Annotated in this window: 23 protein-coding genes, 1 pseudogene and 1 other annotated feature; of the genes and pseudogenes, 10 read left to right on the forward strand and 14 right to left on the reverse strand. The window is 33.4% G+C overall.

Features of this window, described 5'->3' with window-relative positions; translation table 11 throughout:
• Positions 1-105: 105 nt before the first annotated feature.
• Both ACTSKG_RS10010 and ACTSKG_RS10015 read right to left on the reverse strand, forming a co-directional pair.
• Entirely contained in the window at positions 106-960 is an 855-nt protein-coding gene (locus tag ACTSKG_RS10010) for an MBL fold metallo-hydrolase (RefSeq protein ID WP_464754487.1), read from the reverse strand.
• A 126-nt stretch (positions 961-1,086) separates the two neighbouring features.
• Positions 1,087-1,557, reverse strand: coding sequence for a DUF2231 domain-containing protein (locus tag ACTSKG_RS10015; RefSeq protein ID WP_464754489.1), 471 nt, complete (start codon positions 1,555-1,557; stop codon positions 1,087-1,089).
• Positions 1,558-1,842: 285 nt separating this feature from the next.
• Positions 1,843-2,067 (forward strand) — a binding site (T-box leader).
• 40 nt (positions 2,068-2,107) lie between these two features.
• Here ACTSKG_RS10015 and argS point away from each other — a divergent pair.
• Positions 2,108-3,771: pseudogene (argS, locus tag ACTSKG_RS10020) on the forward strand (arginine--tRNA ligase).
• Between the two features lie 164 nt (positions 3,772-3,935).
• Here the strand turns inward: argS and ACTSKG_RS10025 are convergent.
• The 7 genes from ACTSKG_RS10025 to mprF all read right to left on the reverse strand — a co-directional run bounded on the left by ACTSKG_RS10025 (position 3,936) and on the right by mprF (position 11,074).
• Complete coding sequence (locus ACTSKG_RS10025; RefSeq protein ID WP_464754491.1) at positions 3,936-4,856, reverse strand: exonuclease domain-containing protein; 921 nt, start codon at positions 4,854-4,856, stop codon at positions 3,936-3,938.
• Between the two features lie 115 nt (positions 4,857-4,971).
• Positions 4,972-5,796, reverse strand: coding sequence for a YflT domain-containing protein (locus ACTSKG_RS10030; RefSeq protein WP_464754493.1), 825 nt, complete (start codon positions 5,794-5,796; stop codon positions 4,972-4,974).
• 428 nt (positions 5,797-6,224) lie between these two features.
• Positions 6,225-7,211 (reverse strand): HAAS signaling domain-containing protein, encoded by a 987-nt coding sequence (locus ACTSKG_RS10035; RefSeq protein WP_464754495.1) that lies wholly within the window; start codon positions 7,209-7,211, stop codon positions 6,225-6,227.
• Entirely contained in the window at positions 7,198-7,545 is a 348-nt protein-coding gene (locus ACTSKG_RS10040) for a PadR family transcriptional regulator (protein WP_464754496.1), read from the reverse strand. Before ACTSKG_RS10040 ends, ACTSKG_RS10035 begins: the two co-directional genes overlap by 14 nt.
• Positions 7,546-7,680: 135 nt before the next feature.
• A complete protein-coding gene (locus ACTSKG_RS10045) occupies positions 7,681-8,121 on the reverse strand; it encodes a YusW family protein (protein WP_464754497.1) in 441 nt (146 codons plus the stop codon).
• 72 nt (positions 8,122-8,193) lie between these two features.
• The gene (locus tag ACTSKG_RS10050; RefSeq protein ID WP_464754498.1) at positions 8,194-8,421 is read right to left on the reverse strand and encodes a hypothetical protein; all 228 of its coding nucleotides are present in this window, start codon (positions 8,419-8,421) and stop codon (positions 8,194-8,196) included.
• Positions 8,422-8,497: 76 nt separating this feature from the next.
• Positions 8,498-11,074, reverse strand: a complete 2,577-nt coding sequence (gene mprF, locus ACTSKG_RS10055) for a bifunctional lysylphosphatidylglycerol flippase/synthetase MprF (protein WP_464754499.1) — start codon at positions 11,072-11,074, stop codon at positions 8,498-8,500.
• A 137-nt stretch (positions 11,075-11,211) separates the two neighbouring features.
• Between mprF and ACTSKG_RS10060 the strand changes: the two genes are divergently transcribed.
• Positions 11,212-11,382, forward strand: a complete 171-nt coding sequence (locus tag ACTSKG_RS10060; protein WP_464754500.1) for a hypothetical protein — start codon at positions 11,212-11,214, stop codon at positions 11,380-11,382.
• Positions 11,383-11,469: 87 nt separating this feature from the next.
• Here ACTSKG_RS10060 and ACTSKG_RS10065 read toward each other — a convergent pair whose 3' ends face one another.
• The 3 genes from ACTSKG_RS10065 to ACTSKG_RS10075 form a co-directional block, all read right to left on the reverse strand.
• Complete coding sequence (locus tag ACTSKG_RS10065; RefSeq protein ID WP_464754501.1) at positions 11,470-12,468, reverse strand: YecA family protein; 999 nt, start codon at positions 12,466-12,468, stop codon at positions 11,470-11,472.
• Positions 12,469-12,733: 265 nt separating this feature from the next.
• Positions 12,734-13,498: a 3-hydroxybutyrate dehydrogenase gene (locus ACTSKG_RS10070; protein WP_464754502.1), complete on the reverse strand. Its 765-nt coding sequence runs from the start codon at positions 13,496-13,498 to the stop codon at positions 12,734-12,736.
• Between the two features lie 134 nt (positions 13,499-13,632).
• Entirely contained in the window at positions 13,633-14,007 is a 375-nt protein-coding gene (locus tag ACTSKG_RS10075; RefSeq protein ID WP_464754503.1) for a hypothetical protein, read from the reverse strand.
• 324 nt (positions 14,008-14,331) lie between these two features.
• On the opposite strand from ACTSKG_RS10075, the gene ACTSKG_RS10080 reads away from it, so the two are divergent.
• The 6 genes from ACTSKG_RS10080 to ACTSKG_RS10105 all read left to right on the forward strand — a co-directional run bounded on the left by ACTSKG_RS10080 (position 14,332) and on the right by ACTSKG_RS10105 (position 19,943).
• A complete protein-coding gene (locus tag ACTSKG_RS10080; RefSeq protein WP_464754504.1) occupies positions 14,332-14,685 on the forward strand; it encodes a hypothetical protein in 354 nt (117 codons plus the stop codon).
• A 100-nt stretch (positions 14,686-14,785) separates the two neighbouring features.
• On the forward strand, positions 14,786-15,682 hold the full coding sequence (locus ACTSKG_RS10085) for a DMT family transporter (RefSeq protein ID WP_464754505.1): 897 nt from the start codon (positions 14,786-14,788) through the stop codon (positions 15,680-15,682).
• Positions 15,683-15,757: 75 nt separating this feature from the next.
• On the forward strand, positions 15,758-16,603 hold the full coding sequence (locus ACTSKG_RS10090) for a class I SAM-dependent methyltransferase (RefSeq protein ID WP_464754506.1): 846 nt from the start codon (positions 15,758-15,760) through the stop codon (positions 16,601-16,603).
• A 10-nt stretch (positions 16,604-16,613) separates the two neighbouring features.
• The gene (locus ACTSKG_RS10095) at positions 16,614-16,919 is read left to right on the forward strand and encodes a nucleotide pyrophosphohydrolase (protein ID WP_464754507.1); all 306 of its coding nucleotides are present in this window, start codon (positions 16,614-16,616) and stop codon (positions 16,917-16,919) included.
• A gap of 158 nt (positions 16,920-17,077) precedes the next feature.
• Positions 17,078-18,160, forward strand: a complete 1,083-nt coding sequence (locus tag ACTSKG_RS10100; RefSeq protein WP_464754508.1) for a hypothetical protein — start codon at positions 17,078-17,080, stop codon at positions 18,158-18,160.
• Positions 18,161-18,566: 406 nt separating this feature from the next.
• Positions 18,567-19,943 (forward strand): DL-endopeptidase inhibitor IseA family protein, encoded by a 1,377-nt coding sequence (locus tag ACTSKG_RS10105; RefSeq protein ID WP_464754509.1) that lies wholly within the window; start codon positions 18,567-18,569, stop codon positions 19,941-19,943.
• A gap of 387 nt (positions 19,944-20,330) precedes the next feature.
• Here ACTSKG_RS10105 and ACTSKG_RS10110 read toward each other — a convergent pair whose 3' ends face one another.
• Positions 20,331-21,737, reverse strand: coding sequence for a DUF4179 domain-containing protein (locus ACTSKG_RS10110; protein ID WP_464754510.1), 1,407 nt, complete (start codon positions 21,735-21,737; stop codon positions 20,331-20,333).
• The gene (locus tag ACTSKG_RS10115) at positions 21,730-22,251 is read right to left on the reverse strand and encodes a sigma-70 family RNA polymerase sigma factor (protein ID WP_464754511.1); all 522 of its coding nucleotides are present in this window, start codon (positions 22,249-22,251) and stop codon (positions 21,730-21,732) included. Before ACTSKG_RS10115 ends, ACTSKG_RS10110 begins: the two co-directional genes overlap by 8 nt.
• Positions 22,252-22,803: 552 nt before the next feature.
• Here ACTSKG_RS10115 and ACTSKG_RS10120 point away from each other — a divergent pair.
• Complete coding sequence (locus ACTSKG_RS10120; RefSeq protein ID WP_464754512.1) at positions 22,804-23,238, forward strand: hypothetical protein; 435 nt, start codon at positions 22,804-22,806, stop codon at positions 23,236-23,238.
• 153 nt (positions 23,239-23,391) lie between these two features.
• On the forward strand, positions 23,392-24,609 hold the full coding sequence (locus tag ACTSKG_RS10125) for a histidine kinase dimerization/phospho-acceptor domain-containing protein (protein ID WP_464754513.1): 1,218 nt from the start codon (positions 23,392-23,394) through the stop codon (positions 24,607-24,609).
• The last annotated feature ends 123 nt before the right edge of the window (positions 24,610-24,732 follow it).

Consider the following 24,732-nt stretch of genomic DNA (forward strand, 5'->3'; position numbering starts at 1 on the left):
TACCCCTTTCATTTTCATAACTCTACTAATCTATATTGTATCTTTATATTCTGAAAATTAAAAGAAAGGATTCCATTCCTTTTATAAGAATGGAATCCTTAATGGTTAGTTATTTTCTTTCACGTATTTCCCAAAACTAGGCTTGGCGATACGATCAAACTCATTTGCTAATTTATGCAAACTATCCGATAACAAATCTCCAGACATTGGTAAACCATGCCCTGTAATTGCTACTGTTGGATGTAGTTTTTCTAGTGTTTTCACTGAAACCTTTGCTGCCTCCCAGTCTGTTGTAAGATATCTCGGAGGTCCGCTTATTTCTTGCTCTTGCGTTAACACTTTATATAAATATTCTTGTTTTACTGTAACAAATGCATCCCCTGCAATTAGTACTTTATCTTCTTCTCTAAAAAGTGAAACATGCCCTGGTGAGTGACCTGGAGTATGAATCCATCTAAAGCCAGACATATGAGGAATCGAACCATCAGATGGTAAGGCTTGTACATAATTACCTAAATTTATTGGGTCATTCGGAAACATAGAAGAGATTTTAGCGACAAAGCCCCCTTCAACTGTTGGATCAGGTTCAGGATAACTTTTTGCGCCAGTTAAAAAAGGTAATTCTAAATTATGTGCATAAACTTGTATATTCCACTTCTTTACTAATTCAATAATTGCACCAACATGATCAAAGTGACCATGTGTTAAAATAATCGCACTAGGTTTTTTATTTCGACCAAAGCGTTCTTCAATTACTGATATTATTTCATCACTAGAGTGAGGCATGCCAGCATCAACTAAAACGAATTCATTAGAATCAGGATGCCCTACCAAACAAATGTTGACAATTTGTATTGTGTAACTATATACATCCGGCAGTATTTCGATTCCCATACCACTTGCAATCGAAGTAGCAGGAATAAACTTATAATCATCTCCATAAGTAAAAGAATTATCCATAAAACTCCTCTTTTCATTCATCATTATGAATAGCTTCTCACTCTAGAAAAAATTTATACCAAACTTGAAAAAGTAATAGAAAAAGACTTCCTAATATTTAGTAACTAATGGAAGTCTCATCATATTTTACTTTGTAGTTTTATTTGTTATCGTTTGATTTTCATAAACAATTTTTCCGCCTAGATGACCTGTAGTAGCTAATGTAGTTATACCTACAATACTTAATACCACAATTAGAACGGTTATTAACCCATTTCTCACAGCCATGTTTTTAAAAATGTGAAATTTTGTATTTGGATGTTTAAATAAAATTTTTATTACTGCTAACAACCCAAAAGTAATAACTGAAATATTTGCTAGTAATGAATGCAACTCGACGGTATCGTGTAGGGACCTTCCCCAATGTTCAAACGCAAATCCTTCTGCTCCATCTCCTGTAAGTAAACTGAAAACTCCAGTAATCACTCCGATTATAATTAAAAATGTACCAACCTTGTTCCAAAAATCGCTTTTTAGAATTACATTCACAATTTCAATGATGCCGCCTAGAACGAGAAGAGCAATTGGAAAATGAACAATTAAAGGATGTAAAGGCATAAAATCAAGCTCCTTTTAAAAGATATGGCTCTGTTAAACGATAATGCATATAGGCGCTGTGCCAATAGCCTTTCTCAGCTGTAAAAAATAGATGCTTCTACAAAACAACAACCTAATTTTACAGAGCAAAAAAGATATAAGTTCATTATAAAAGACAAAACTGAAATTTTAATGAAAATAGAGTTAAAATGCAGTTTACCACTCTCTTTTGTAAAAAAACAGTTTTTAGGCACTGAAATTAACTAAATTTATTGACAATTGTATTTCTATTTGATAAATTCAAGTACAATATCTTAGATAAAGAGAGTAACAACATCGGGTTATTAAGCGAGCTAGGGATGGTGAGAGCCTAGTTAGGAAGAAGTTGTGAACCGCACTTTAGAGATGCTTTATATGAGATGTATTTATTAATACTTTTCATATAGCCGGTGACTCACCGTTATGGAGAAAGTGGCCTAAAAAATAGGCAATTTGAGTGGTACCGCGGAAGTGCAAGCTTTCGTCTCATTTTTTTGAGACGAAAGCTTTTTTATTTTTAGGAGGCGTTCAGATGAAACAGAAAGTAATAAGTATTCTTCAAAATTTCACCACTGAGTTAATCGAGGAGCATATGATCGAAGTACCTGTATATGATCATTTAGGAGATTACTCTTTACCTTGCTTTTCGTTTGCTAAAAAACAAAAAAAGTCACCATTGTTAATTGCACAAGAACTGGCATCTCAAATTTATGATGAGAACATCGAAAAAGTACAAGCGACGAATGGATACGTAAATATTTTCTTCAAAAGAACATCATTTACTGATACCATCATAAATACAATTCGCAAAGCAGGAAAACAATACGGTTCTACAAATTTAGGAGCAGGCGATGTTGTAACAATTGATATGTCCTCTCCAAACATTGCAAAGCCATTTTCTATGGGCCATTTGAGATCCACAGTAATTGGAAACTCTATTGCATTACTTCTAGAAAAAAGTGGATACCAACCCGTTAAAATCAATCACCTTGGAGACTGGGGTACTCAGTTCGGAAAATTACTTGTAGCTTATCGATTATGGGGAGACAAAACGAAAGTTCAAGATGCTCCCATCCAAACATTATTAGCACTTTATATTCGCTTTCATGAGGAAGCGGATAAGGATGATTCTTTAAATGACCAAGGTAGAGCAGCTTTTAAATCATTAGAAGATGGTGAGGAAGACGCGTTGGAGCTTTGGGAATGGTTTCGAACAGAATCCTTACATGAATTCCATAAAATTTATGACCTACTTGGCGTAACATTTGACTCCTTTCAAGGAGAGGCATATTTCAATGACAAAATGGATCCTATTGTTGAAGATTTATTAAATAAAAACCTGTTAATAGAGTCGGATGGTGCACTGGTAGTTGATGTCGGTGAGAACATTCCGCCATGTTTAATAAAAAAGTCGGATGGCGCAACACTATATGCAACAAGAGATATTACTGCTGCAATTCATCGCAAAAAAAATTATCATTTTAAAAAATCTTTATATATTGTAGGAAATGAACAGAGCTTGCACTTCGTTCAGTTAAAGAGTGTATTGAATAGAATGGGATATGAATGGTCGGAAACTCTTCAACACATTCCTTTCGGATTAATATTAAAAGATGGTAAAAAATTATCAACTAGGAAAGGCAAGATTGTCTTATTAGAAGAAGTGTTGAATGAAGCAATTAAACTAGCGGAGACAATAATAGAAGATAAGAACCCCTCTTTAATAAATAAAAAAGAAGTTGCTAAAAAGTAGGGGTCGGTGCCATTATTTTTAGTGATTTAAAACAACATCGAAAGCATAACATTGATTTTGATTTGAAGAAAATGCTCCAAACAGAAGGAGAAACAGCACCTTATGTTCAATATACTTATGCAAGAGCATGTTCTATTTTAAGAAAAGTTCAAGATGTCAATATCATAGATGTTACTGCGGTAAATGATTTTGAATGGAAAATAATTAAATCACTTCAACAATTCCCTAGCATCGTTAGACGAGCTACAGATGAGTACGATCCTTCGATAGTTGCAAAGTACTCAATAGATTTAGCGCAATTATTTAACTCTTTCTACGGAAATGTTCACATAGTAAACAGTACAAGTGAATTGTCATATCGCATTGCGCTTGTACAGTCTGTAGCTATAGTATTAGAAGAAGCTTTACGACTTTTAGGAATTAAAGCACCAAGTGAAATGTAGCATTTTAATTGTCTACCTGTAAATATCATGTATCTTAACAGAAAAAACGCGAGACACCATTTATTCCCGAGTGCTCTGGACGAAACATTTGCTCTCGTTAGAAAAGAAGACTTCCTATTCGTCTCATAAGAATAGGAAGTCTTTAACTTTATTTAACTAAAATATTAGGAATTGTATCGAACTAATCTTAAAAAGTCTTGTTCTCCGACGATTTCAATTGGTAATCCATGACTAATCATTTCTTCTACTTTCTTCATTTTTGTACTTTTTATACCCTGTACATACTTTACTAAATCATTGTCTCCAACTACTAAAACGTTTGTAGTACTATCAACATTACCCTTACATTGGGCTCCACAATTAACCGCTAGTTGAGCTGCTTGAATCCTAGTCATTGAAACCATTCTCCCCGTGAACACAATATTAGCTCCGTAAAATGGATGCTTTGTATTCGTCATTTTCACTTCGGTTTCTAGAAATTGCATAGATGTATCTTCTTTATTTTGTTTTGAGTGGGTAAGTTGTTTTTTCGTAGGATTTGGGCTACCTATTTTTAGTTTGTGTAGGTTTAATAGTTCTTGTACAGAATTTGTTCTCGTTTTCTGCATAGCCCCTAATGTTATTAAAGCCGCTGCTCGAGCATCTTCCAGAGCATCATGATGCCTTAGGCTAATGCCTAAATAATTCGCCACAGTAGAAAGTTTGTGATTATACAAATTTGTCCAAACTTTCTTTGCGATTTGATAAGAACAACCAAATTGGAAATTAGGGTAAGGTTCATGAAAGTTGGTTAATGATGCACGTAAAACGCTAATATCGAAACTAGCATTATGTGCAATGATTGTTTGATTTTCGACGAACCCTTTAAAATCTGGCCAAAATTCTTCAAATGTTGGAGCACTCATAACCATATCTTCTGTAATACCATGAATTTTTGTATTGTAGTAATGAAACTCACTTAATGGATTAATCAACGTATGTATCTCTTCTTTAATCTTTCCGTCTTTTACTTGCACAATTCCAATGGAGCATACACTCGTCCGTAAACTATTGGCTGTTTCAAAATCAATTGCAATAAAGTCCATTTGTGCTCCTCCTCTTCAATTACTTAGACTTAGATTATCTCATATTCTATCAAACACTCAAAACCCCTTGCAGCTTTTTAATGCTACAAGGGGGTTGTCCATTATATCAGTAAGTTTAATACAGTCTATTCATAGGATTGATATCATCCAGTTGTCTTTCTCTTTCTCGTTTTTCCTCGTATTGCTCCGAAGTTTGGCTTTCTTCCTCCAAAACTTCACTTCCAAATGCAGCTGGCCCTAAGTTAGGATCTATACCTGGAGACTGCGCACCATATTTTTTATCTTCCTCGGTAATACTTTCATCGATTGTCGGTCGATGTTCTTTTACAATCTTATCTTCTTGCGTAGAAAATCCAATATGGTTTTCCTCTTTTGCTAGGTAAGGATCCGTGGCAAATGTCTCTCCTCGAACAAAACGATCTTGTGGTTCATCCAATCTCCCATCTGTTTCATTGACAAATTCATTAGTAGAAGGAGTAAATCCTTGTTCTTTTGAATAGTCACTCAGCAGTTCTTCCTCTCCAGAAAATCGAGATTGGATAACATCTGTTCCAACAGTATTCGTATATTCAATATCATTTTGCTTCTTTCCAAAATTATTATCCGAATGAGTTAAAACATCTGTGTATAGAACGATACTTCCATTTGAAACTTCTTTTGAATATCGTTCTGTTTCCTGATCATTTAAATCTAATTTCCGTAAACCTTCTGTAACTGCATCTTCGCCAGTAAACCAGGATTTAAATGTATCCATAAAAGACCCAGCTTCATGGGTAGAGACATCTGAATGACGATTAAGTGTGTGTAAGTGTGCATTTTCCTTAGATATAACATGAATATCGCTTTCCGCGTATCCTTGCTCTTGCAGGAGTTCCAATTTTTCATACATCTCTTCCTCTGTACGAGCTAACTCAATTCGTCGATTTGATTCAATGTTCATGGTGATTCCTCCTCTTTTCTGTCTTATTTACTGTTTACCCTTGTAAGAACGCTGAAAACCCTTTATATCATTTTTTAATATTTTTGTAATAAATAGATTTAAGAAATAAGCGCCATTTAAGGGCATCTTATCTTCACTAATTCCTAAGTGCTTTGGACGAAACATTGGCTACACTATTACCAGTTTTGGATCGTGAACTGGGTCACTTCATGATCCATTTTTCGTTAACCTTGTGACTGATGTTTGTCCGTGGCCCCTCTTGGAATTTGTGAGGACATGATGCGTTTGGTTTGGATAATTAGAGAAAAAATACTTTCCATTTTTTTAAAAGCTTCCGAAGGTACCATTAATACCGGTTGAATGCAGAAATTATTTTCACGGTAGCTTTCATGAAATATGCGCCAGAAGAGTTGCATCCGCATCTCCTCTTAACTACTAATATTCGCTTTTCTAAAACCTTTAATTACATCAATAAACGCAAATGCTATGAATAGGAAAATAAGTCCTACTGTAAATGAATTTCTCATTTCAAAAGAAGTATTAAACATGCCTTCCAAATAAGCTATAAAATCTAGATTTATCAAACTAGAATTACCCAATAAAACAATTAAAACGATAGAAGATATTACATGTCTAATTAAGTTAAATATTGCTATTCTCATAGTCCATTGACCTGCAATGAATTTATAGCATACTAAAGTAACTTCTACACCGATTGCTACGACGACTATAAACCAATAAGATTGTAAAACTTCTTGATTGAAGGAAGGTAATGTCATTTGTAATTTACCGTGAATATTTTCATATACACCGAGTAACCGTACTGCATTAAAATAAACAGCTGTAAAGATTCCTATTTCCAATAAACTTCCGAATATACTAGATTTAGATATTTTTTTCTCTTTCAAAATAGGAGAAATATTTTTCAAGTCGTCTGGTGTCCACTTTTTTAATGGCAATTCATCTTTTGAAGTATCGGTACGTTCCAAGATTGCAAAGACAAGAGTAATCCAAAAGAATGTCTGTACCGAAGTACTTAGAATTTCAAGTATACCTTTGCCAATAGTAGCAAGAATTATATTGATCTCTGTTTCATTTGCGTTATACGTGAATACACTCTCCGAAAACGAAACTATGAGAGCAATAGTAGCTGCAATCGGTAATATCATTTTCAATAAAGTTACATATACCTCGAAATAACGTGGTCCTATCAAATGCATTGGTCTATCTAAATAGCCGCCCGCAAGAGTAACTGGGCTGCCAAGATTAACAAGTGCTTCTCTCACATCTTCCTCCGAATAATTTTCTGGTAGCATATCCTCAATTGTCGACTGTAACTCAAGTGCAATATCCTTTCTATTCTTTTCAGGAAGTCTACGAGTTACTTCGTGGATATAAATATCAATTAGGTGCATCGCCTTCATCTCCTTTCATTAATGTATAAAGTTCTTTTGACGTTTTTTCCCATTCAGCTTTCAACTGCTCGAAAATTTTAATTCCATATTCGCTCAATACATAATACTTCCGAGGTCTGCTTTCGGTTGTATCCCAGTTGCTTACCACTAGCTCTTGTTTTTCTAATCTTCGAAGCAACGGATATAAAGTACTTTGATCAATTTTAACTTCAGATTTTTCCAACAATTGAACAAGTGAATAGCCGTATTGTGGAGTACGCAACTGGCTGAGTACCGCTAAAGTCAACGTCCCACGTCTTAACTCTGTTACTAGTGAATTTAATAATTTTGTCATTTTCCACCTCGCAATTTATACTATATGACGTACACTATACTTTATACTATGCATCATACACTATTGTTGTTCCTACATCAATTAATTTCATAACAAAAAAGCCAAGTCATGTAATTTAAACACGACTTGGCTGACTTATTTCTTTTTTTTATCTTTATATACTTTGTGTTTTCCATCTGAAAATTCAACCTCTAAGTCGAATTTTGTGTAATCTTCCACATCAAATGCTTTGGATACCTTCTTTAAGACATCGTCTTTGCTCATATCTTTTGATAATTCTATTTTTTTTAACATTGGTTTCATCTCTTCGTATGCTTTATCGCCCTTTAACTTCTTTGGTTCAATTCGATTCACATATTCAGCCTCTATTGTCGAACCTTTTATCTCCATAGAAGCTTCAATTGCATCTTTATGATCTGCTGTATCTACATCTAGATCGAAAGATCGAAAACCAAATTCACTCTTTTCGTCTGCTATTGACGCACTTTTCACTTTTTCTTTATCTCCACAAGCGCCCAGTAATAATGCGATAACTAATAAAGTACATCCATATATCGAGTATTTTTTCATTTTCATGATATCCCCTCGTTGTGTTGTTTTATTGCTAACTAAGGTATATCCATAAAAATAGTTTCGTAAACGATATGATTAATCGGGATAACGTTCTTCACTTGACGAAGTTGATTTTGTTTCACGCTTATGTTCTTCATCTTTTACTTTTTCATTTAACTCTTCTACAGGAATTGGATCGACAGTTTGCATCTCTTCATCTTTATCAAAAATACTTTCCTTTTCCGTTTTTACCAAATCAGGATTATCCAATATTCGTCCTTTTATGTCTTGACGCTCGCGATCTTCCGACGACTTATCCATCATAATTATCGCTCCTTTTCCTATTGTTATCCTTTATTTAACCTCTTTCCTAGACGTTAAACCTCTTTGCAACAATTAGTTAATAAAATCTTGTAAACATAGACCACCATTTTTTTCTTTGGACAGGTCCTGAACGTGCTATGAGCAAAGAGACTTGTGCCATCGTTATTGGCAAGGATGACTTTTTTCGAAGTGCCAAATATTTAGGTTCCCAATGATTTGCATATTTTTCTTTAAACATCTTTAACCCTTTAAAGTGGTAGACTACCTGACCGTATAAGAAAATCTGATAAGCAATTTTCTCAGTTAAGAAAGAATATTTAGATAAACCTACGTTCGCTAAAGGAGCCATTCCTAAATTAAACTTGGAATAATTCTCTTCTTTGTACCATTCAAATAATTTGATAAACAAATAATCCATTGTGGCATTTGGAGCATTCTTTCCATATCTCATCAAATCAACGGAAACCATTTTTCCGCCATCGTATGCAGGCATTATATTACAAAAAGCTATGGTTTTCCCTTCAATATCAGTTACTAAAGCAATTGGAATAGATTTTAGATAGGAGGGATTAAACCATCCTAGAGAAAATCCTTTTTCTTTTCGCCCATCCAACCACTCATCTGAAATTGGTTTTAAACTGGCAATAAACTCATCTGAATGCGGGGGTTGAATTACTTTAAGTTGATACCCTTCCCTCTCCAGTTTATTTTTATTGGCACGCAAATTTTTCATTTTCTTTCCAGCCAACTCAAAGTTAGGAAGATTAACAAAAGCTTCTTCTCCAAGTTTAAAAAACTCATAACCATTTTCATGAAGATAAGGGAACATTTTAGAAGTAACTTGATAATAAACCGGTGTATAGCCATATAAGTTAGCACGATCATAAAATTCTTCCATTGTCCGAAGAATATCTTTTTTCTCCCCTATTAGATCACCTAAAACGATAAGTTTATCAGAATATTTCTGAAAAGTAAGCATCACGGTTTTAGATTTATTCCAATATATATACTTATCATGAAGAAAAATTAAATGCGATAGCACGGTACCACCATATTTTTCGAGATGTTCTTTAATTTCACTTTCATATGTTGTAGATTTTTCAAAAGGAAAATGCCGTGGTTTATTAAGTAAGTATCCTAAGGACATGTAAAGGATTGCAAGAATGATCCCTATAATCGCACTAGTAAATAAATCCGTTGAATCTGTTATGACGTATGGCTGCAATTTTACTGGAATTGTAATAATTGATGACGGTAAGTTAACATACCCAATAAACAAGAATATCCCTAAAATAATTGTAATTCCAATAATATCTACAATTGATTTTCCCCAAGTAGGTACAAAATTTTCTCTATAGAAACGTTTCTTAGACATAAGAAGTATGAGGAAAACAACTAATACAAATGTTGCATCTTCGTAGTCAAACCATTTGGATAAAGAAAAAACTGCTGCAACTACTAAAGCAACTAGGGTTAAATCGTACGCCCATTTCACTCGATATTGAATTCCTCTAGTTAACATTAAGAGAGAAATCCCTAAACCAACCGTAAACTTATGAGAGAAATTCATCACAGGTAAAGCTAAAATTTCGTTTGCCAACTTTACTCTTTCAAGTGCTGCGGGAACTGCTGCAGATAATAATAAAAGAATTCCAGCCAATAAAACAAAAATAGTAACAAACCAATGGCTAATATTTTGCAAAATAATTGTTGGTATTCGATTTAACTTTTGATTTAGTTCTCCCCAGAAATAAAGTAATAATGTAACTGCTCCAAGTAAAGCAGGAATGATAAAATAACTAATTCTATATAAAAGCAATATCAAAAGAGTTGTTTCCGTCGGAACACCAAGTCCTTCCATTCCAAGCAAATACATGAGATCAAAGGAACCTATTCCACCCGGCAACATACTTATAATACCCGCGAAGGATGCCACAATAAAAGTTGCAAACATACTAGTAACCGATACTGAAACCCCTAGAAATTCAGAGATAAGATAAATCAGTAGAAAAGCAAAACTCCACTCCATAAGAGAAATAACAGCTAAAGAAATAATGCTCTGTTTACTAATACGTTCCGGCGCTAAAGTATCCTTCTTCCGTTTTATACTAATTAGTAGGATTGGAAAATATAAAGCAATTCCTACAAGGGCAATGTGTATCCATTTAATTTGAATAAAAATAGGTGTATGAATAATTCCAAGTAATGGTAGCCAGCTTAATATGGACATACCAGATAAGTAAAAGAGAGTAATTAATCCTATTCCTTTTACAAGTGCTTTTTTCTCATAGCCGTGTTGGCCATAAAAAAAAGTTCGAATCATCATTCCTGCGATTCCACCAAAACCTATGAAGTTAGATACAGTGTTAGCCGTCCAAGAATATACTATTGTCTTTTTTATTGGTACATTCATCTTTAAATGTCTTCGCAAAACAAAGTCATATAGAACCATTGGTAACACCGCAAATATTCCTGCAAAAACAATAATAAAAATGTGATTTAAAGATAACTTATTAAAATTATTTTTTAAAAGGGAAAAGTTTAAATTTTTTAATGCTTGATTTGATTCAAAGTAGAATACAACTAGTATTAAAAATGGAAGAATTATTTTAATTAGTCGGGAAAACCACGGAAGCTTCCAAAATTGTCTCATTGTTTATCAACTCGTTTCTATCATATCATTTCCAATTAAGTTTATTTTATCATTAATCTAGTTGTATTGTTTCATTTGAAGTTTATTTTACAACAAACAGGGTAACATACATAACAATAAGAAAGGAGCGATCAATGATGAAAAACAAGCTAGCATTAACAGCTCTTGGGCTAGGCGCAGCATACTTAATGCGAAACAAAGAAGCACGGGAAAAACTGTCTAAGCAATTTGATAATTTTGTCAATACCCCAATAAGAGGGATGAAAGAGGAATATTCATCTGAGCACTTCACACAAAAAAAGAATTAAGTAGTCTAAATTAAAGTATTGCATGAACTGCAAATATAATTCATACAAAAACGCCAAGGAGAAGTTTTCACCTTGGCGTTAATTATTTTATAAAACAACTTTCGTACGGTCATAGTACATAATTAGTTCATTGTAATATTTATTTAAAGATGAAGTGGATACATTAAAATTCTCTGCAATTTCTTTCACTGTCAATTCAAGTGGTTCAAAAAGACCTTTTTCTTGCCCAAAGCGAACTGCCCCAGCAGCTATTGCAACTTCCTTCCGTGCATTTGGTTGTTGTTCGAATAGGTAGTCTTCCACTATTTCTATTAAGTCATTATAGGTACGATTATGTTTTACTAAGAAATCCATAGCAACTTGAAGAACACCAGCTTCAAAGAAAGTATACTCCCCACCTTCATAGCCATTTTCCCCAAGTATGCGCCAAAAATCTATCCCGTTTTCCTTTACAAATTCTTCAACTGATTGCTCATTTTGTGACTTAAATCGTTTTGCAAAATTAGCAAACAATTCTTTATGGTCAGTTGGGAAAAATACTAAGCTAGAAATAGCTAAATAATGTTTTTCTATAAATGTTCCATCAGGTAATATGAAACAATACACATGCATACCAACAGGGATTGGCTTTTCACTTTCACGTCTAAGTTGAATAATCTCATCAGTCAAAATATGCTTTACTGTCATATATGTATCTTCTACGTCAACGACTTCACCGATAAAAACACGTGGTTCATTCCATTGTTCTAATACATTTAGAGTAGAAGGGCGAACTAATTTCTTGCGTTGTTTTTCTAAATAGCCTTCCCAAATCTCTTTTTTATGATGAAAAAAGAATTCATCCATTACAATTGCTTCAACCATTTCTTGATCTAAGTATTGTTTTAAAGGTTTACTCCATATTTTCACTAAGTCCAGATAATCAGATAGGTCTACTCTTTCAGGATACTCATCATAGAAAGTTTGCAATATACGTTCCAACTCTTCTGATTGAACTTCTTCTATTGTAATTACCTCTTTGAATTCACAACATTTCTTAAATTTTTTTCCACTACCGCATGGACAAGGATCATTTCGTCCTACCATTTAAACACGTCCTTTTAATAATAAAGATATCGTTTTAGTCTACCATATATAAATCAGACTTTTAAGGACCGAACGACTTGGTGCATACTTCATAATTTGGCTTTTCTTTATTCCAACTATAAACTTTAACTTTTCAACTAAGAGCTACTAAATTTCAACTAAACCGCACATTTTTCCAACTAAATCTATAGTTAGGCTTCCACCCAATCCATTAAAAAATGCGCTGAAGTCGCTTTATCTCGACAACTGCGCATTTTACATTTTATTATTGAGCTGTATAACCGCCGTCCAAAATAATCGCTTGTCCAGTCATACCTCTTGCAGAATCACTTGCCATGTATAGAGCCAAATCAGTAATCTCCGAAATATCGAGTAATCGCTTTTGCGGTACTAGCGGGTATAAAACCTCTTCCAATACTTGTTCCACTTGAATATTACGAGTTTTTGCTAAATCCTCAAATTGATTTCGTACGAGTGCTGTGTCTACATAACCTGGACAAATTGCATTTACTGTAATACCATCATTTGCAGATTCCAAAGCAGCTACCTTAGTTAATCCTATGACACCATGTTTAGCTGAATTGTAAGCTGCCTTGCCAGCAAATCCAATAACTCCATTAATTGAAGCCATATTAATAATTCTTCCAAAACCTTGGCTCTTCATATAAGGAAATGCATATTTGATGGCAATAAAAGGTGCAGTAAGCATGATTTTCACTAATAACTCAAACTTCTCTGTAGGAAAATCTTCAATCATCGATACATGCTGCATACCTGCATTATTCACGAGAATGTCTATTCTTCCAAAAGTTTCTACAGTGAACTTAATCGCTCTTTGAATGTCCGCTTCTCTCGTTACATCACATACAATTCCTTTAACATTTCCGTTTATTTTAACAATTGCTTTATCAATCACTTCTTGAGACAAGTCGGATATCACTACTTGTGCTCCTGCATTAGAAAATGCCTTTGCAATATCAAATCCGATACCTCGTGCTGCCCCAGTAATAAACAAAACCTTTCCTTCCATTAATAGAACCCTCCTCAAATTTACAAACGAATATGTTGCACACTTTTTTAGTGTATGTGCCTCAATAATCATTGCTTATTCCAACATAATGTTACATCTATTTCCATCTGCAATAGGATTTAGCGCTACAGGCTTTAAAGCCCTCTTTCAATGGAAGAACTACTTTTGAAATATAATAGAAATCTTATCCAAATCGTTTGCAATGATGTTAAACCACTAAATAGCGACACACTAATCAACCAACCAGCTATAATCGAATAAGGCAATAATCTGGAAATTTTACGCTTTGAAAAAATGATGATTAACATGACAGGAATAGAAGCAGCATAAAGATGCCCGTAGAAAAAAAGGAAATCAAGCAAACTAAATCTCGCAAAATGTGTCACAATTAAAAGAAAGATCAATAACAAACCCGAGAATATATACGATTCTTTCCTCATTTGCTGATCAGTCATCGAGATCATGGTTTTTAGCAAACAATAAGTAGAGATGATATAGTCGAATACCATTGTAAACTTTGAAAGCTCCTTCTTTTATGAAAAAGTACAATGGAATAAACATGATTGCAGCAAAAAATACCTTCAAATCTTTGTATCCATTTCATACCACCTAGCCTTGCTATTACAAAGCAACACAAGATGAAAAATAGAGAAACTATAAACGGTATTTTAAATAACAAATCAAATAAGATGGCTGCTCCAACGGCTGTTTTGTTAAGTAGTCATTGACACCTATTCGCAAGAAAGATTGAGCATTTCAAATGATTGATAAGCTGTAACCATAATTATGTTCATTTTATAATTTTACTTCTTTTACCAACTATAATCTAGAGCATGAAATTATCGATATGCACGGAATGCTTTGATATCAATCGAGTAATTCCACCAATTGATCTGTTAGATGCCCATGGAGTAAAAGTTCACTTCGGTTGTGACGGTTTTTATGACTCATGGAGCCCATATGGAACTGGTGATGTATTAGAAAAAGTCACTCGCTATTGCGAGCTGACACGGAAAATTGATGAGAAATCATTGAGAAATGCACTTAAATGGGTAACTGGTGGAGTAGTTGCTTTAAATGAGGACGGAAAAAAGTTTGGCCAGAAGTTCAAGATGATGCAAGTTTTGTATTCTTTGATGCAGCTTCGTCCGCTGAAGTGGTTGCTAGAAAACCGAAAAAACGTATAATAATGGTTAAAGGTGAACTAATTTAGAGTGAAAAGAGAAAGGGTTTATTCCTCTTTCTCTTTTAATTTTTATTTATTGAAAGGAAGATATAAACATAAATATGAAGAAGCAATTGTTTACTTATTTAATACTTATACTCTGTGTCATAGCTTGGGGTAGCAACTTTGTCTTTGGATCAATTTTAGTTGCTATATTTGATCCAAGCATAATTGCATTTTTTAGACTGATATTTATCCTCATTTTCTTGTTTTTCATGACCTATAGAAATATTAACTTTCGGGAATTAACTTTACACAATTACATATGGTTAGGTGTAGCCGGTTTAGTAGGTGTATCGTTGAACCAATGGAGCTTTTACGCAAGCCTACAATATACTGAACCTGTCACAGCAGCACTAATCCTCGCTTTATCGCCAATAGTTACCGCATTACTCTCCTCTTATTACTTTAAGGAAAGAAAGACTTTTCCATTTTGGATTGGCTCATTAATCGCTTTGCTTGGAGTTTGGTTAGTTATAACAAAAGGATCATTACTTATTCCGAGCTTTGGTAGAGGTGAGCTATTAATAAGTATAACAATGCTATCCTTTTCAGTTTTCTTAGTTTTTGTTCAACATTTATCTAAATCGATACATCCTTCTACCATTACCTTATTCAGCAATATTTTTGGACTAATTGGTATACTTCCATTTGTACCTTGGAATAAAACCTACCTTGTCTGGTCTGTTCCATTGTCCTATTGGCTATTACTCATCATAACTGCGATTATTATGCATGGATTATGCACGTTCTTATGGAATAGCTCTATTCAAAAAGTCGGAGCTTCAAAAGCAGCACTTTTATTAAACCTTGAGCCATTTGTTGCAATGATTTTCGGACTTCTGTTGCTAGGAATTACAATTCAACCATTACAACTGGTTGGTGCTTTTGTTATTGTTATCGGTGTTTCTATTTCGCTTCGGACAAAATCAAGTAATTCTCTTTCTTTTTCAGAATAATTTATTATAGTTTTCAAACAACTTATGTAAAAGATCCTTTGCTCAGTGTAAAATAATTTTATAAGGGGTGAAGGAATGACTACTCGAATTATTGAAGAGATTGTTAAGTGCATGCCGCCAAATGAATATGATTCTACTATTCAAAGAGTACAAACAGAACATCGGCTAAAGTTAGTCGATTTTTGGGGTATAAGTGTTGGAAGTAAAGTACTCGAAATCGGTTGTGGTCAAGGCGATACAACGGCCGTATTGGCATATATAGTAGGAGATGAGGGTTTTGTACACGGGATAGATATAGCTTCCCCGGATTACGGGAGTCCTGTTACTATAGGGGATTCTATTAACTTTTTGAAAAACTCATCTTTGGGTAATCGTGTAAAAGTAGATTTTAATGTAAATGTTCTCTCCTCTGAAGTGGATTTTCCCGAAAAGTATTTTGATTTTGTCGTCCTGTCTCATTGCTCTTGGTACTTGAAGTCACCTGAAGAACTCCATGATATATTGAGGAAGATAAAAAAATGGGGAAGTTCATTATGCTTTGCCGAATGGGACACTAGAGTCCAGACAAAAGAACAACTTCCTCACTTCTTGTCAGTTCTGATTCAAGCGCAATATGAGTGTTTTAAAGAAAGTAGCTTATCCAATATTCGAACACTCTTCACGCCAATGGATATAAAAACATTTGCAGAAAGTGCTGGATGGCAAATAGTAGCTGAAAATACCATTGACTCTTCTCAACTACAAGATGGACAATGGGAAATGGAATATGTATTAGCTGATTATAAAAATGAGCTTGAGTGCGCAGAACATTTACCTACAAAATTTAAAGCTTTAATTCAATCGGAGATTCATTTATTAGAAGCTGCAAGCAACCAAGGCAATATTAAATCAATGTCTACTTATACTTTTTTAGCAAAGTGAGGAGAATTTTATGAAAGAACTAACAGAAGAAATACTTAAATTCAATAGTGATCGAGGCTGGGGAAGAAATCACGACGCTCGTAGTCTTGCTATTTCTGTATCTTTAGAAGCAAGTGAACTATTAGAGCACTTTCAATGGGTTTCAGCTGAGGAAGCTATTGAAAAGGATAAACAAGCAATAGTTGACGAAGCAGCTGACGTATTTATTTACCTTCTACAACTTGCAAATGTGTTAAATATTGATTTAAAAGAAGCAGCACAGCAAAAAATGAATAAGAATGGGATAAAATATCCACTAGCTAAACAAATAACGTAATATATGATGGAAAAGTGGTTTAATTTTGTAAAATTTAAAAACAAAATATGTATATTAGTCCAGTTATTATTACTATCTTTAAACAAAAAAATACAATATTCTTAATAAGGCTTACTTAATAAATTATTGTAGGACTAATGAATTTTAGGGGAATCCGTATGAAAAAATTATTGACTATATTGCTGGTATCCGGAATAGTAGGAGCTAGTATTTTTACTCCATCTATCGTGGAAGCAGCCTCTATTTCACAAGCAGAATCGCTCGTAAAAATAGCTGAACAAAATGCTGGTGCCTTGAAATGGCAAATTTCGTATGAACTGACGAAAGAAATAAAAAATCCCGATATGAAAGTATTTAACGCAACAAAGAATTCTTATTTAAAAGCACAGCAAGAAATTGCTAAGCTGAGCGCTAAAGATAAAGTAAAATTAGAAAAACGATTGGAAGATAATGTAGGCATTCATTATCAGCGCGCAATGGGCTATATTGATGCAATCACTTCTGGGAAAAAAATTGTGGATAAAGCAACCCAATTTAATACCCTATATGGAAAGAATCCAACTTCCGATTTAACAGAAAAAAGTTATCACGAATTATCTAGCGAGATTCGAAAACAAGCAACATTACTTTACCGTGTTTACGGGAAATCAACACGAGATGCAATATTAACTAAATATAAGACCCCTGGCGAAAAGGCTCTTCAATCTTCCAAATATGTAATCACAGCGAAGATGCATTTAGATAAATTGGACGATTTGATTACTAAAAAAGCAAACCAAAAAACTGTTGAAGCCTATGTTTCAAATTTCTTTGATTTACTAGATACAATAGACGACGAAGCAATCATAGATGATTTATACGATAAATACCAACAAAGTATTAGAAAGGATTCACACTTCCTTGCGCAAGAAAAAGAAATTGTTGAGTTCTTTAAAAAATCGGACGAATATGTAAACGCTAAAGATCTAGATGCAACATTTAATCTATATAACAAGGAATACCCTGATTATGATTCACTTAAGGAAATGATAGGGTCTGCTTTCAAAGATTACGATGTAAAATACGAGACTTTAAACTTAGAAGTTCATTATATTATAGACGGTATTGCTCTAGTTACACAAAATCAAAAAGCAATTATCGATGAAAAACATACTCTTAAATATACGACTATTTTCCTTTTGGAAAAAGATGAAGCTGGTGACTGGAAATACCTGGACTCATTAGATTTATCTGATATGTAAAACATAGAAGAATATCTACTAACTGCAGTAATACTTGTAGAAATACGGGTAGCTGCAGTTTTTTTATTGCCCATTACCTTCATCCAATAAATCAGAAAATCTTTGAAATAACTCACTTTCCCCCGCAGTAGTATCGTTTTTTAATTATTTTCCAGAAATTATAAAGTAAAGCCTGAATTATTATTAAAGTTCCCCTCTATTTTTTTGTCTTATAGTGTAGCAGTAGTATAAGAAGAAGTCTTGAACGACGTAGGATTGGCACTTTATCTCTTTTAATGAATAATTCTTACCTGTGTTTACTATTTATAAGGGAAGGAAAAAAGATTTTTTTAGTTGTAACGTCAATGTAATTAACGACGTCTAATAAAATATTAGTAATTAAAACAATTTATGGAGGGATTATTGGATGGTTGGAAGTAGTAAAAGGTTTTTGATAACAGGTTTGACTATTATCATGTTGGGCCTCCCCTTTTCGCAAAATGCAGTAGTTTTAGCGAAAGAACAATCGAAAGTTGAACAAACCTCAAAACAAAAAAAGGAATTAACACCAAAACAAGCTCTAAATCTAGCTGTAGAATTTAATAAAGTATCCAATTATATACAGCGTGGTGGAGACTATAAAAAAGATGAATATAGAACATTTTCTTATAATAATAAAACATACCGCTACTTATCTAGCTCAATCGATACGAAAAAAAAGTTAAAAAGCTACTTAGAAAAGGTTTTAGTCCCTTCAGAAGCAGAGCAATTTATTAAAAGTAGAGGAATTATTGAGTATAAAGGCAAATTAGCTCAAGTAGAAGCAGATGGTGGCTCCCTATTACAATGGGAAAAGGCAACAGCTAAATATGTGAAAACCGAAAAGAACTCTATTTATTATCGATTAACCATTCCTGTGTGGAATACTAATGAAAAGCAAGATTTCATCGTTGAATATCAATATTTAAACAATATAGGATGGAAAATTAGTAAAGAGCCTAAACAAGAGAAAAATACAGCTACGACAATTTCTTCAAAATTAGCTGTCGAAATGGCCACAAAATTTAAAGTAGCTTCAAGCTATGTGCAAGCCGGTGGGGAATATGGACCTGGCGAATACAAAACGTTCTTTTTCAACGGAAATACGTATCGTTACTTATCAAGTAAAATTGATACAAAAAATAAATTAAATAACTACTTAACACAATCGATGACACAGTCTGCAGCTGATCAGTTTATAAAAGATCGAGGAATTATTGAATACAATGGAAAGCTTGCACAGATTGAAGCGGATGGTGGTTCTTTAGAGGAATGGACAAAAGCATCTGCAGAGTTCATTAAGACCGATAAAAATACAACATTTTATCGAGTAACTGTTCCTTTCGGAGAGATGAAAGAAAAGCAAATGTATATTGTTGAATATCAATATGTTGAAAAAACTGGTTGGCGAGTTAGCAAGGAGCCATATTGGGATTTGGATATTCCAGGAAATATAAATCCAATTTCAATTCTTTTCAATTACTTACTTGTTGACTCAAAGGTTGCACAAAATCAGTTTTTTCCCTACTCTTCTTTTAATGTAACTGAATTTAAAAAAGGCATTAAAAAAGTCGAATTCATTAAGTTAACAGAAGTCGGAAGAAGTGGTTCCCAAGTAGAATATATCGCATCTATTAATGTGGAGCTTGAAAATAATTATTATGGGCCTCTTATGAGTGGTGAAAATAAGATGTATTTCACTGTTCAACCAACCGGATATATGGAATTTAAAATAGATCAGGTCGGCATTGTGAATATGTATTAAGAAAAACGCAAGTTTCTTTTAAGTGCATTTTGTCTTTACTATTTCCAGGGTGCTTTGGACGAAACATTGGCTACACTATTACTGTAAGAATTTGGCTCGTGAAGTGACTGTGTCACTTCACGAGCCATTTTTTTCGGTAATCTTATGGTGAATGTTTGCCCGTCGCCTTCTTGAAATTTGTAAAGGTATATTGCATTTGTTTTGGATAATTAGAGAATAAATCCTTTCCTATTCTTTTAAAAGCGGACGAAGATGGAATTTCGTCCGCTTAGCGCTTCTTTATGAATGGATACTATCTATTTTTCTATAAGTCCACCAGCTATAATCATATTCACACTGAATCAGTTAAGCCCTAAATCATTATTATCACTGACTCTTATGGAGGATTTAGAAATGACTGTCCGACTTCCAGATTCTCCTTTTCAGAGAATCTTCTGGTATTATTTTTACCTCTACATCCTCTTCAATTCGGGAAGGGTATATATCTAGATCGAATCGTAGTGGATTTGTAAAAGATTCGAATGGAAGTTCGAATTCAAGTTTCTTTTCCATATTAGAAATTTTAGTCAATGAGCCTATTACATAACTCTTAAGATATGGTCTAAGTCCACGTTCGAATATTAAAAATTCTTTTCCATCTGCATCTGAGAATTTTGGGAAAAATGTCAAATCATCATTACTTCGTATCGAAAAACTAACTTTCCCATCCTTCACCTGTAGGTCAGAGAAAATCGATTCAGAAGGTTGTTTCAAAATTTCCTTTGTTTCCGTATCTATTAAAATATAAGCGTCCTCTTTTTCCATTGCTGCAACTTTTCCAAAAGTTAATGTTAATTCCTTTGGATTATGGAAATAAAAACTCTCCATAAGAGGAACTTCCCACTGGTTTCCCTTCGGTAATATTTTAAAAGAATTTCCAGGCATAGCTGACCAAGATCTACCCATTTCGTCAACAAGTTTTAAATTATCAAATGCTCTCGAAAGAAGTTTCATTGAATTATTTGGATCTTCCTCTAACACAACCGTAGTTCTTACTGGATCTACAAATAAATATTTTACCTTTATAAGTTGGCCATCTATTATTACGTCTTTATCCACAACTATATTTTTATCTTCCACATTCATTATTTTGTAGGAAAACGGAATTTTAAAATGTTCAATCTTATCCCCGTTTTTTATTCCTAAACCCCAAGAAGGATCCTTTGAGAATGCTACTCTTTCTATAGTCTCCACTGAACTATAAAAGTCTGTTCCTTCTTTTGGAGTCAAATTCAAAATGTAATTATTTAAATTTACACTATATCGAGGGCTAATTCCTGATGATAATTGAAGATACTTTAATTCTAGAGAGCTCAAATCAATTTCTTTTGAATGTACGGAGTAAAAAATAACCATTCCTTTATCATCTGCAATTACACCATCGAGGGTTACCGTAATACCGTTCTTTTCTTGTGACTTATTTATTGGTTGATAAAAGTCATTTTCTATCGCCGCAGTTAAGCCCCTATCTTGCTGTATGAGCGCAACAACCCGATCCAATCCAGGTATCGATGCAACTTTATTAGCGAAAGCGGGGGAAACACTGATCGATGTGATAAATGAGATGAGAAGAATAGCAGCAATCACTATTGACCACGAACTCCGTTTTATTATTTTCATTCTTTTTAAAGTTCGTTCTTTTTTCGCTTTTTCGAATCCACTTTGAACCGCAATATGGATTTTGTCCATTGGCACATCTACTTTATCGATCGTTTTTTTTCTTTGCTCTAATTTCTTTTCTTCCTCCTCAAACACGTTTAACCTCCCCTTTCTCTTCAAAGTTGTTCCTAAATGCGCGTAATGCCTTATGTAGCCTCGTTTTGATTGTTCCTTCTGGTGTATTCCACATAACGGCAATATCTTTTATTTTGATATCTTCAAAATACTTCAAGTGCAATAATTCTCTTTCGTAATCAGTTAGATTTAGAAGAGCTTCCTCCACTTCTAAAAAAGTGAAATCTTCATTTACTTCTTGCATGCCAATTATTCTTTCCTCCAACACTTCTCTTTTACTTTTCTTAATGACATCCTGGCAATAGTTCATCATAATCCGAATCAGCCATGTTTTAAAATAAGCAGGCTCCTTAACTGTTTTTATACTTCGATATGCCCTATATGTCACCTCTTGGACACCCTCTAGTGCCTCTCCCTCATTTTTTAAATAAGATATAGCTGTTCGGTACAATACTTCCTCATATGAATGAATTAATTCTAAAAATGCACTTTCATCGCCCTTAATTGCTTTTTGTACCAGTTTCTTTTCGTTCAATATTTCACCCCATTTCAATTGCCTCTATCTATTAGACATAAAACTTAAAGAAAAGTTTTAAGAAGATAAAATACATCCACTCTTTCTGCTAATGATGTCAATGCAGTAAAAAACCAGATTCTATTGTCAGAACCTGGTTTTTCTATAAAATCAATCATTAAATCTTCTGCTAGCTTTTCTAAATGTTGGACACTGTTAAAACTCTTGCCGCTTCGATTGCTGCATTAAGCTCTAGCATCTGTTATACAACACAAATATTAAATAAATTATACATAGCACAAATTAAAATAGCTATAGATTAATCTGTTATAAAATATCTCTGTAGAGACAAACTCATTAAAAACAAGATATCCATCAACATAAAAAAATAGAAACAGGATAGGTTACATGCGAATGTTATATGTTTTCTCTATCAAATCTTTTAAAATCTACACTTACCATGGTTAGATTCCACTTAATTATTAAGAAAATATTGCCAAAATTGAAGATATTAAATACAAGTTAGGGTATACTTATAGTATGAGTCCGTGTAAACGTAAAGGAGGTATTCATATGTCAGTCGCTAGCGCAGCATCACAAGTGAACCTAGATTTTCTTATAAATGATTTAGGTCTCCGTCAAGTATCCAATACTTCGGTATTTCGTAAAGGGAATATTTTTGTTATATCACCATCTGTTCAAAACAAATCCAACACATTTGAACTAGGAGAGTCTCTTATAAAAAAATATAATCACGAAGAAGATGAAGGGTATTTACTTATTCGTGTAAAAGATAAGTTCCTAATGGCAAAGCTACATCCTTTCCAAAAAAAAATGATGACTTCTGAAACAGAAAAAAGCACAAAGAGCAAACCTTCTTTTTGGAAATTTAATGTTATTGAGTCCATTATTCCACGAATAGAAAATAATGCAGATCGAGAGTTAATGTATAGAATTCAATCCCCTACTACAAAACAGCTAATTTCTTTTTTCAATAAAGTCGATTAATCCAAAAACACCCCTCTTATTTAAAAATAAGACGGGGTGTTTTTTATCGCTTTTTATAATAGAATATTCAAAATAATTACTTAAAAAAAGATTGTGTATTTCTCCTACTATAGTTACTATTAATTTATAAACATTAGTAGAAGAGGTATAAACTTGGGATTTATAACAAAGCATTTTCTATTTAATCTAACCTTATTAATCATTTTATTTTTCCTTTGTTTTTCGTTATTTAAGAGATTTGATAGCATCCGTTTACACCGGCGAACTGCTCAATTTTATTTTGTAGCTTCTATAATACTGTGTTTCTTATTTCCGTATCATCTAAATGATGAAATAGTGTTAGATTTACGAATTGTTCCTTTTTTGATAGGCAGTCTTTATCTGAGGCTAAGTCCTTTACTTGCTCTTTTACTCATCGCTTGTCGAGCATTCTATGGAATTAATTTTGGGTTCTTTTTAGGACTTATTATTTATCCAAGTCTAAGTATTATTTTTTGGCTCGTATCTCCTTGGTTTTTAAAGCTTCCTGCTACATACCGCATTCTGTTTTCTACAGGAATTACTCTATTAATAAATGCTGGTATTTTAGGTGCTGTGTTATTCCTAACCTCTTCTGGACATACGCTAGATTTGATAGTTGCTCATATTATTATACCCTCACTTGGAGTTGCCATGATTGCTTATATAATTGAAATGGCCGAAAAAAATATTCTGATGCAACAAGAGCTGGTTAGAGCTGAAAAACTAGATGCTATTGAACAAATGGGAGCTGCTATATCACACGAAATTAGGAACCCTTTAACAACTGCTATTGGGTTTGTAGAACTTCTTGATAAAGATTCTCTTGATCATCAAAAAAGGAATCAGTACCTCTCCATTTTAAAAAATGAACTGGATGCTGCCGAAAGAATTATACAAGATTATTTAACTTACTCCAAACCGAAAACTTCAACCATAGAAGCATTAAATATACAGGAAGAACTAACTCATGTTATAAATTTATTGCAGCCTTTAGCTAACTATAATTCAGTAAAAATATCCATGAATTTAATCCCGACAAAGTTAATTGAAGGTGACTATTCAAAATTTCACCAATGTTTTATTAATATAATTAAATATTTTATAGAATGTATGCCAAACGGTGGTGGATTACTAATAGAAACAGTAGATATCGGTACAAACATTATTATTTCCATACAAAATACAGGAAACAGGAAGAACATAAAACAACTACAAAGTACGAGCCATGCAATCACTGTCGCATTTAAAATAGTTCGGACGATGAAAGGTACAATTGATGTTAAAAATAAAATTGGAAATGAGACTGTTATTCAATTTTCCTTTAAGCCAATTAAACCTCATTTAAAGTAAAAAAGATCACATAGGTTTTTGAGATGAAGATAAATAATTTATCTCTTACTGAGATTTTTAGTGCAGTTTTTAAGCTGGCAGCATATAAGGCTAGCCCAAATTAAGTCAATTTTGTTGATGAAA

Source organism: Psychrobacillus syltrankelensis (assembly GCF_055454035.1).

Bases quoted from the DNA above. Each gene is read 5' to 3' on its own strand.
- ACTSKG_RS10080 (WP_464754504.1), top strand. From the start codon at position 14,332: ATGAAATTATCGATATGCACGGAATGCTTTGATATCAATCGAGTAATT.
- ACTSKG_RS10015 (WP_464754489.1), bottom strand. From the start codon at position 1,557: ATGCCTTTACATCCTTTAATTGTTCATTTTCCAATTGCTCTTCTCGTT.
- ACTSKG_RS10040 (WP_464754496.1), bottom strand. From the start codon at position 7,545: ATGACAAAATTATTAAATTCACTAGTAACAGAGTTAAGACGTGGGACG.
- ACTSKG_RS10120 (WP_464754512.1), top strand. From the start codon at position 22,804: ATGTCAGTCGCTAGCGCAGCATCACAAGTGAACCTAGATTTTCTTATA.
- ACTSKG_RS10035 (WP_464754495.1), bottom strand. From the start codon at position 7,211: ATGCACCTAATTGATATTTATATCCACGAAGTAACTCGTAGACTTCCT.
- ACTSKG_RS10070 (WP_464754502.1), bottom strand. From the start codon at position 13,498: ATGGAAGGAAAGGTTTTGTTTATTACTGGGGCAGCACGAGGTATCGGA.
- ACTSKG_RS10045 (WP_464754497.1), bottom strand. From the start codon at position 8,121: ATGAAAATGAAAAAATACTCGATATATGGATGTACTTTATTAGTTATC.
- ACTSKG_RS10095 (WP_464754507.1), top strand. From the start codon at position 16,614: ATGAAAGAACTAACAGAAGAAATACTTAAATTCAATAGTGATCGAGGC.
- ACTSKG_RS10025 (WP_464754491.1), bottom strand. From the start codon at position 4,856: ATGGACTTTATTGCAATTGATTTTGAAACAGCCAATAGTTTACGGACG.
- ACTSKG_RS10065 (WP_464754501.1), bottom strand. From the start codon at position 12,468: ATGGTAGGACGAAATGATCCTTGTCCATGCGGTAGTGGAAAAAAATTT.
- ACTSKG_RS10085 (WP_464754505.1), top strand. From the start codon at position 14,786: ATGAAGAAGCAATTGTTTACTTATTTAATACTTATACTCTGTGTCATA.
- ACTSKG_RS10090 (WP_464754506.1), top strand. From the start codon at position 15,758: ATGACTACTCGAATTATTGAAGAGATTGTTAAGTGCATGCCGCCAAAT.
- ACTSKG_RS10010 (WP_464754487.1), bottom strand. From the start codon at position 960: ATGGATAATTCTTTTACTTATGGAGATGATTATAAGTTTATTCCTGCT.
- mprF (WP_464754499.1), bottom strand. From the start codon at position 11,074: ATGAGACAATTTTGGAAGCTTCCGTGGTTTTCCCGACTAATTAAAATA.
- ACTSKG_RS10100 (WP_464754508.1), top strand. From the start codon at position 17,078: ATGAAAAAATTATTGACTATATTGCTGGTATCCGGAATAGTAGGAGCT.
- ACTSKG_RS10030 (WP_464754493.1), bottom strand. From the start codon at position 5,796: ATGAACATTGAATCAAATCGACGAATTGAGTTAGCTCGTACAGAGGAA.
- ACTSKG_RS10050 (WP_464754498.1), bottom strand. From the start codon at position 8,421: ATGATGGATAAGTCGTCGGAAGATCGCGAGCGTCAAGACATAAAAGGA.
- ACTSKG_RS10060 (WP_464754500.1), top strand. From the start codon at position 11,212: ATGAAAAACAAGCTAGCATTAACAGCTCTTGGGCTAGGCGCAGCATAC.
- ACTSKG_RS10075 (WP_464754503.1), bottom strand. From the start codon at position 14,007: ATGGTATTCGACTATATCATCTCTACTTATTGTTTGCTAAAAACCATG.
- ACTSKG_RS10105 (WP_464754509.1), top strand. From the start codon at position 18,567: ATGGTTGGAAGTAGTAAAAGGTTTTTGATAACAGGTTTGACTATTATC.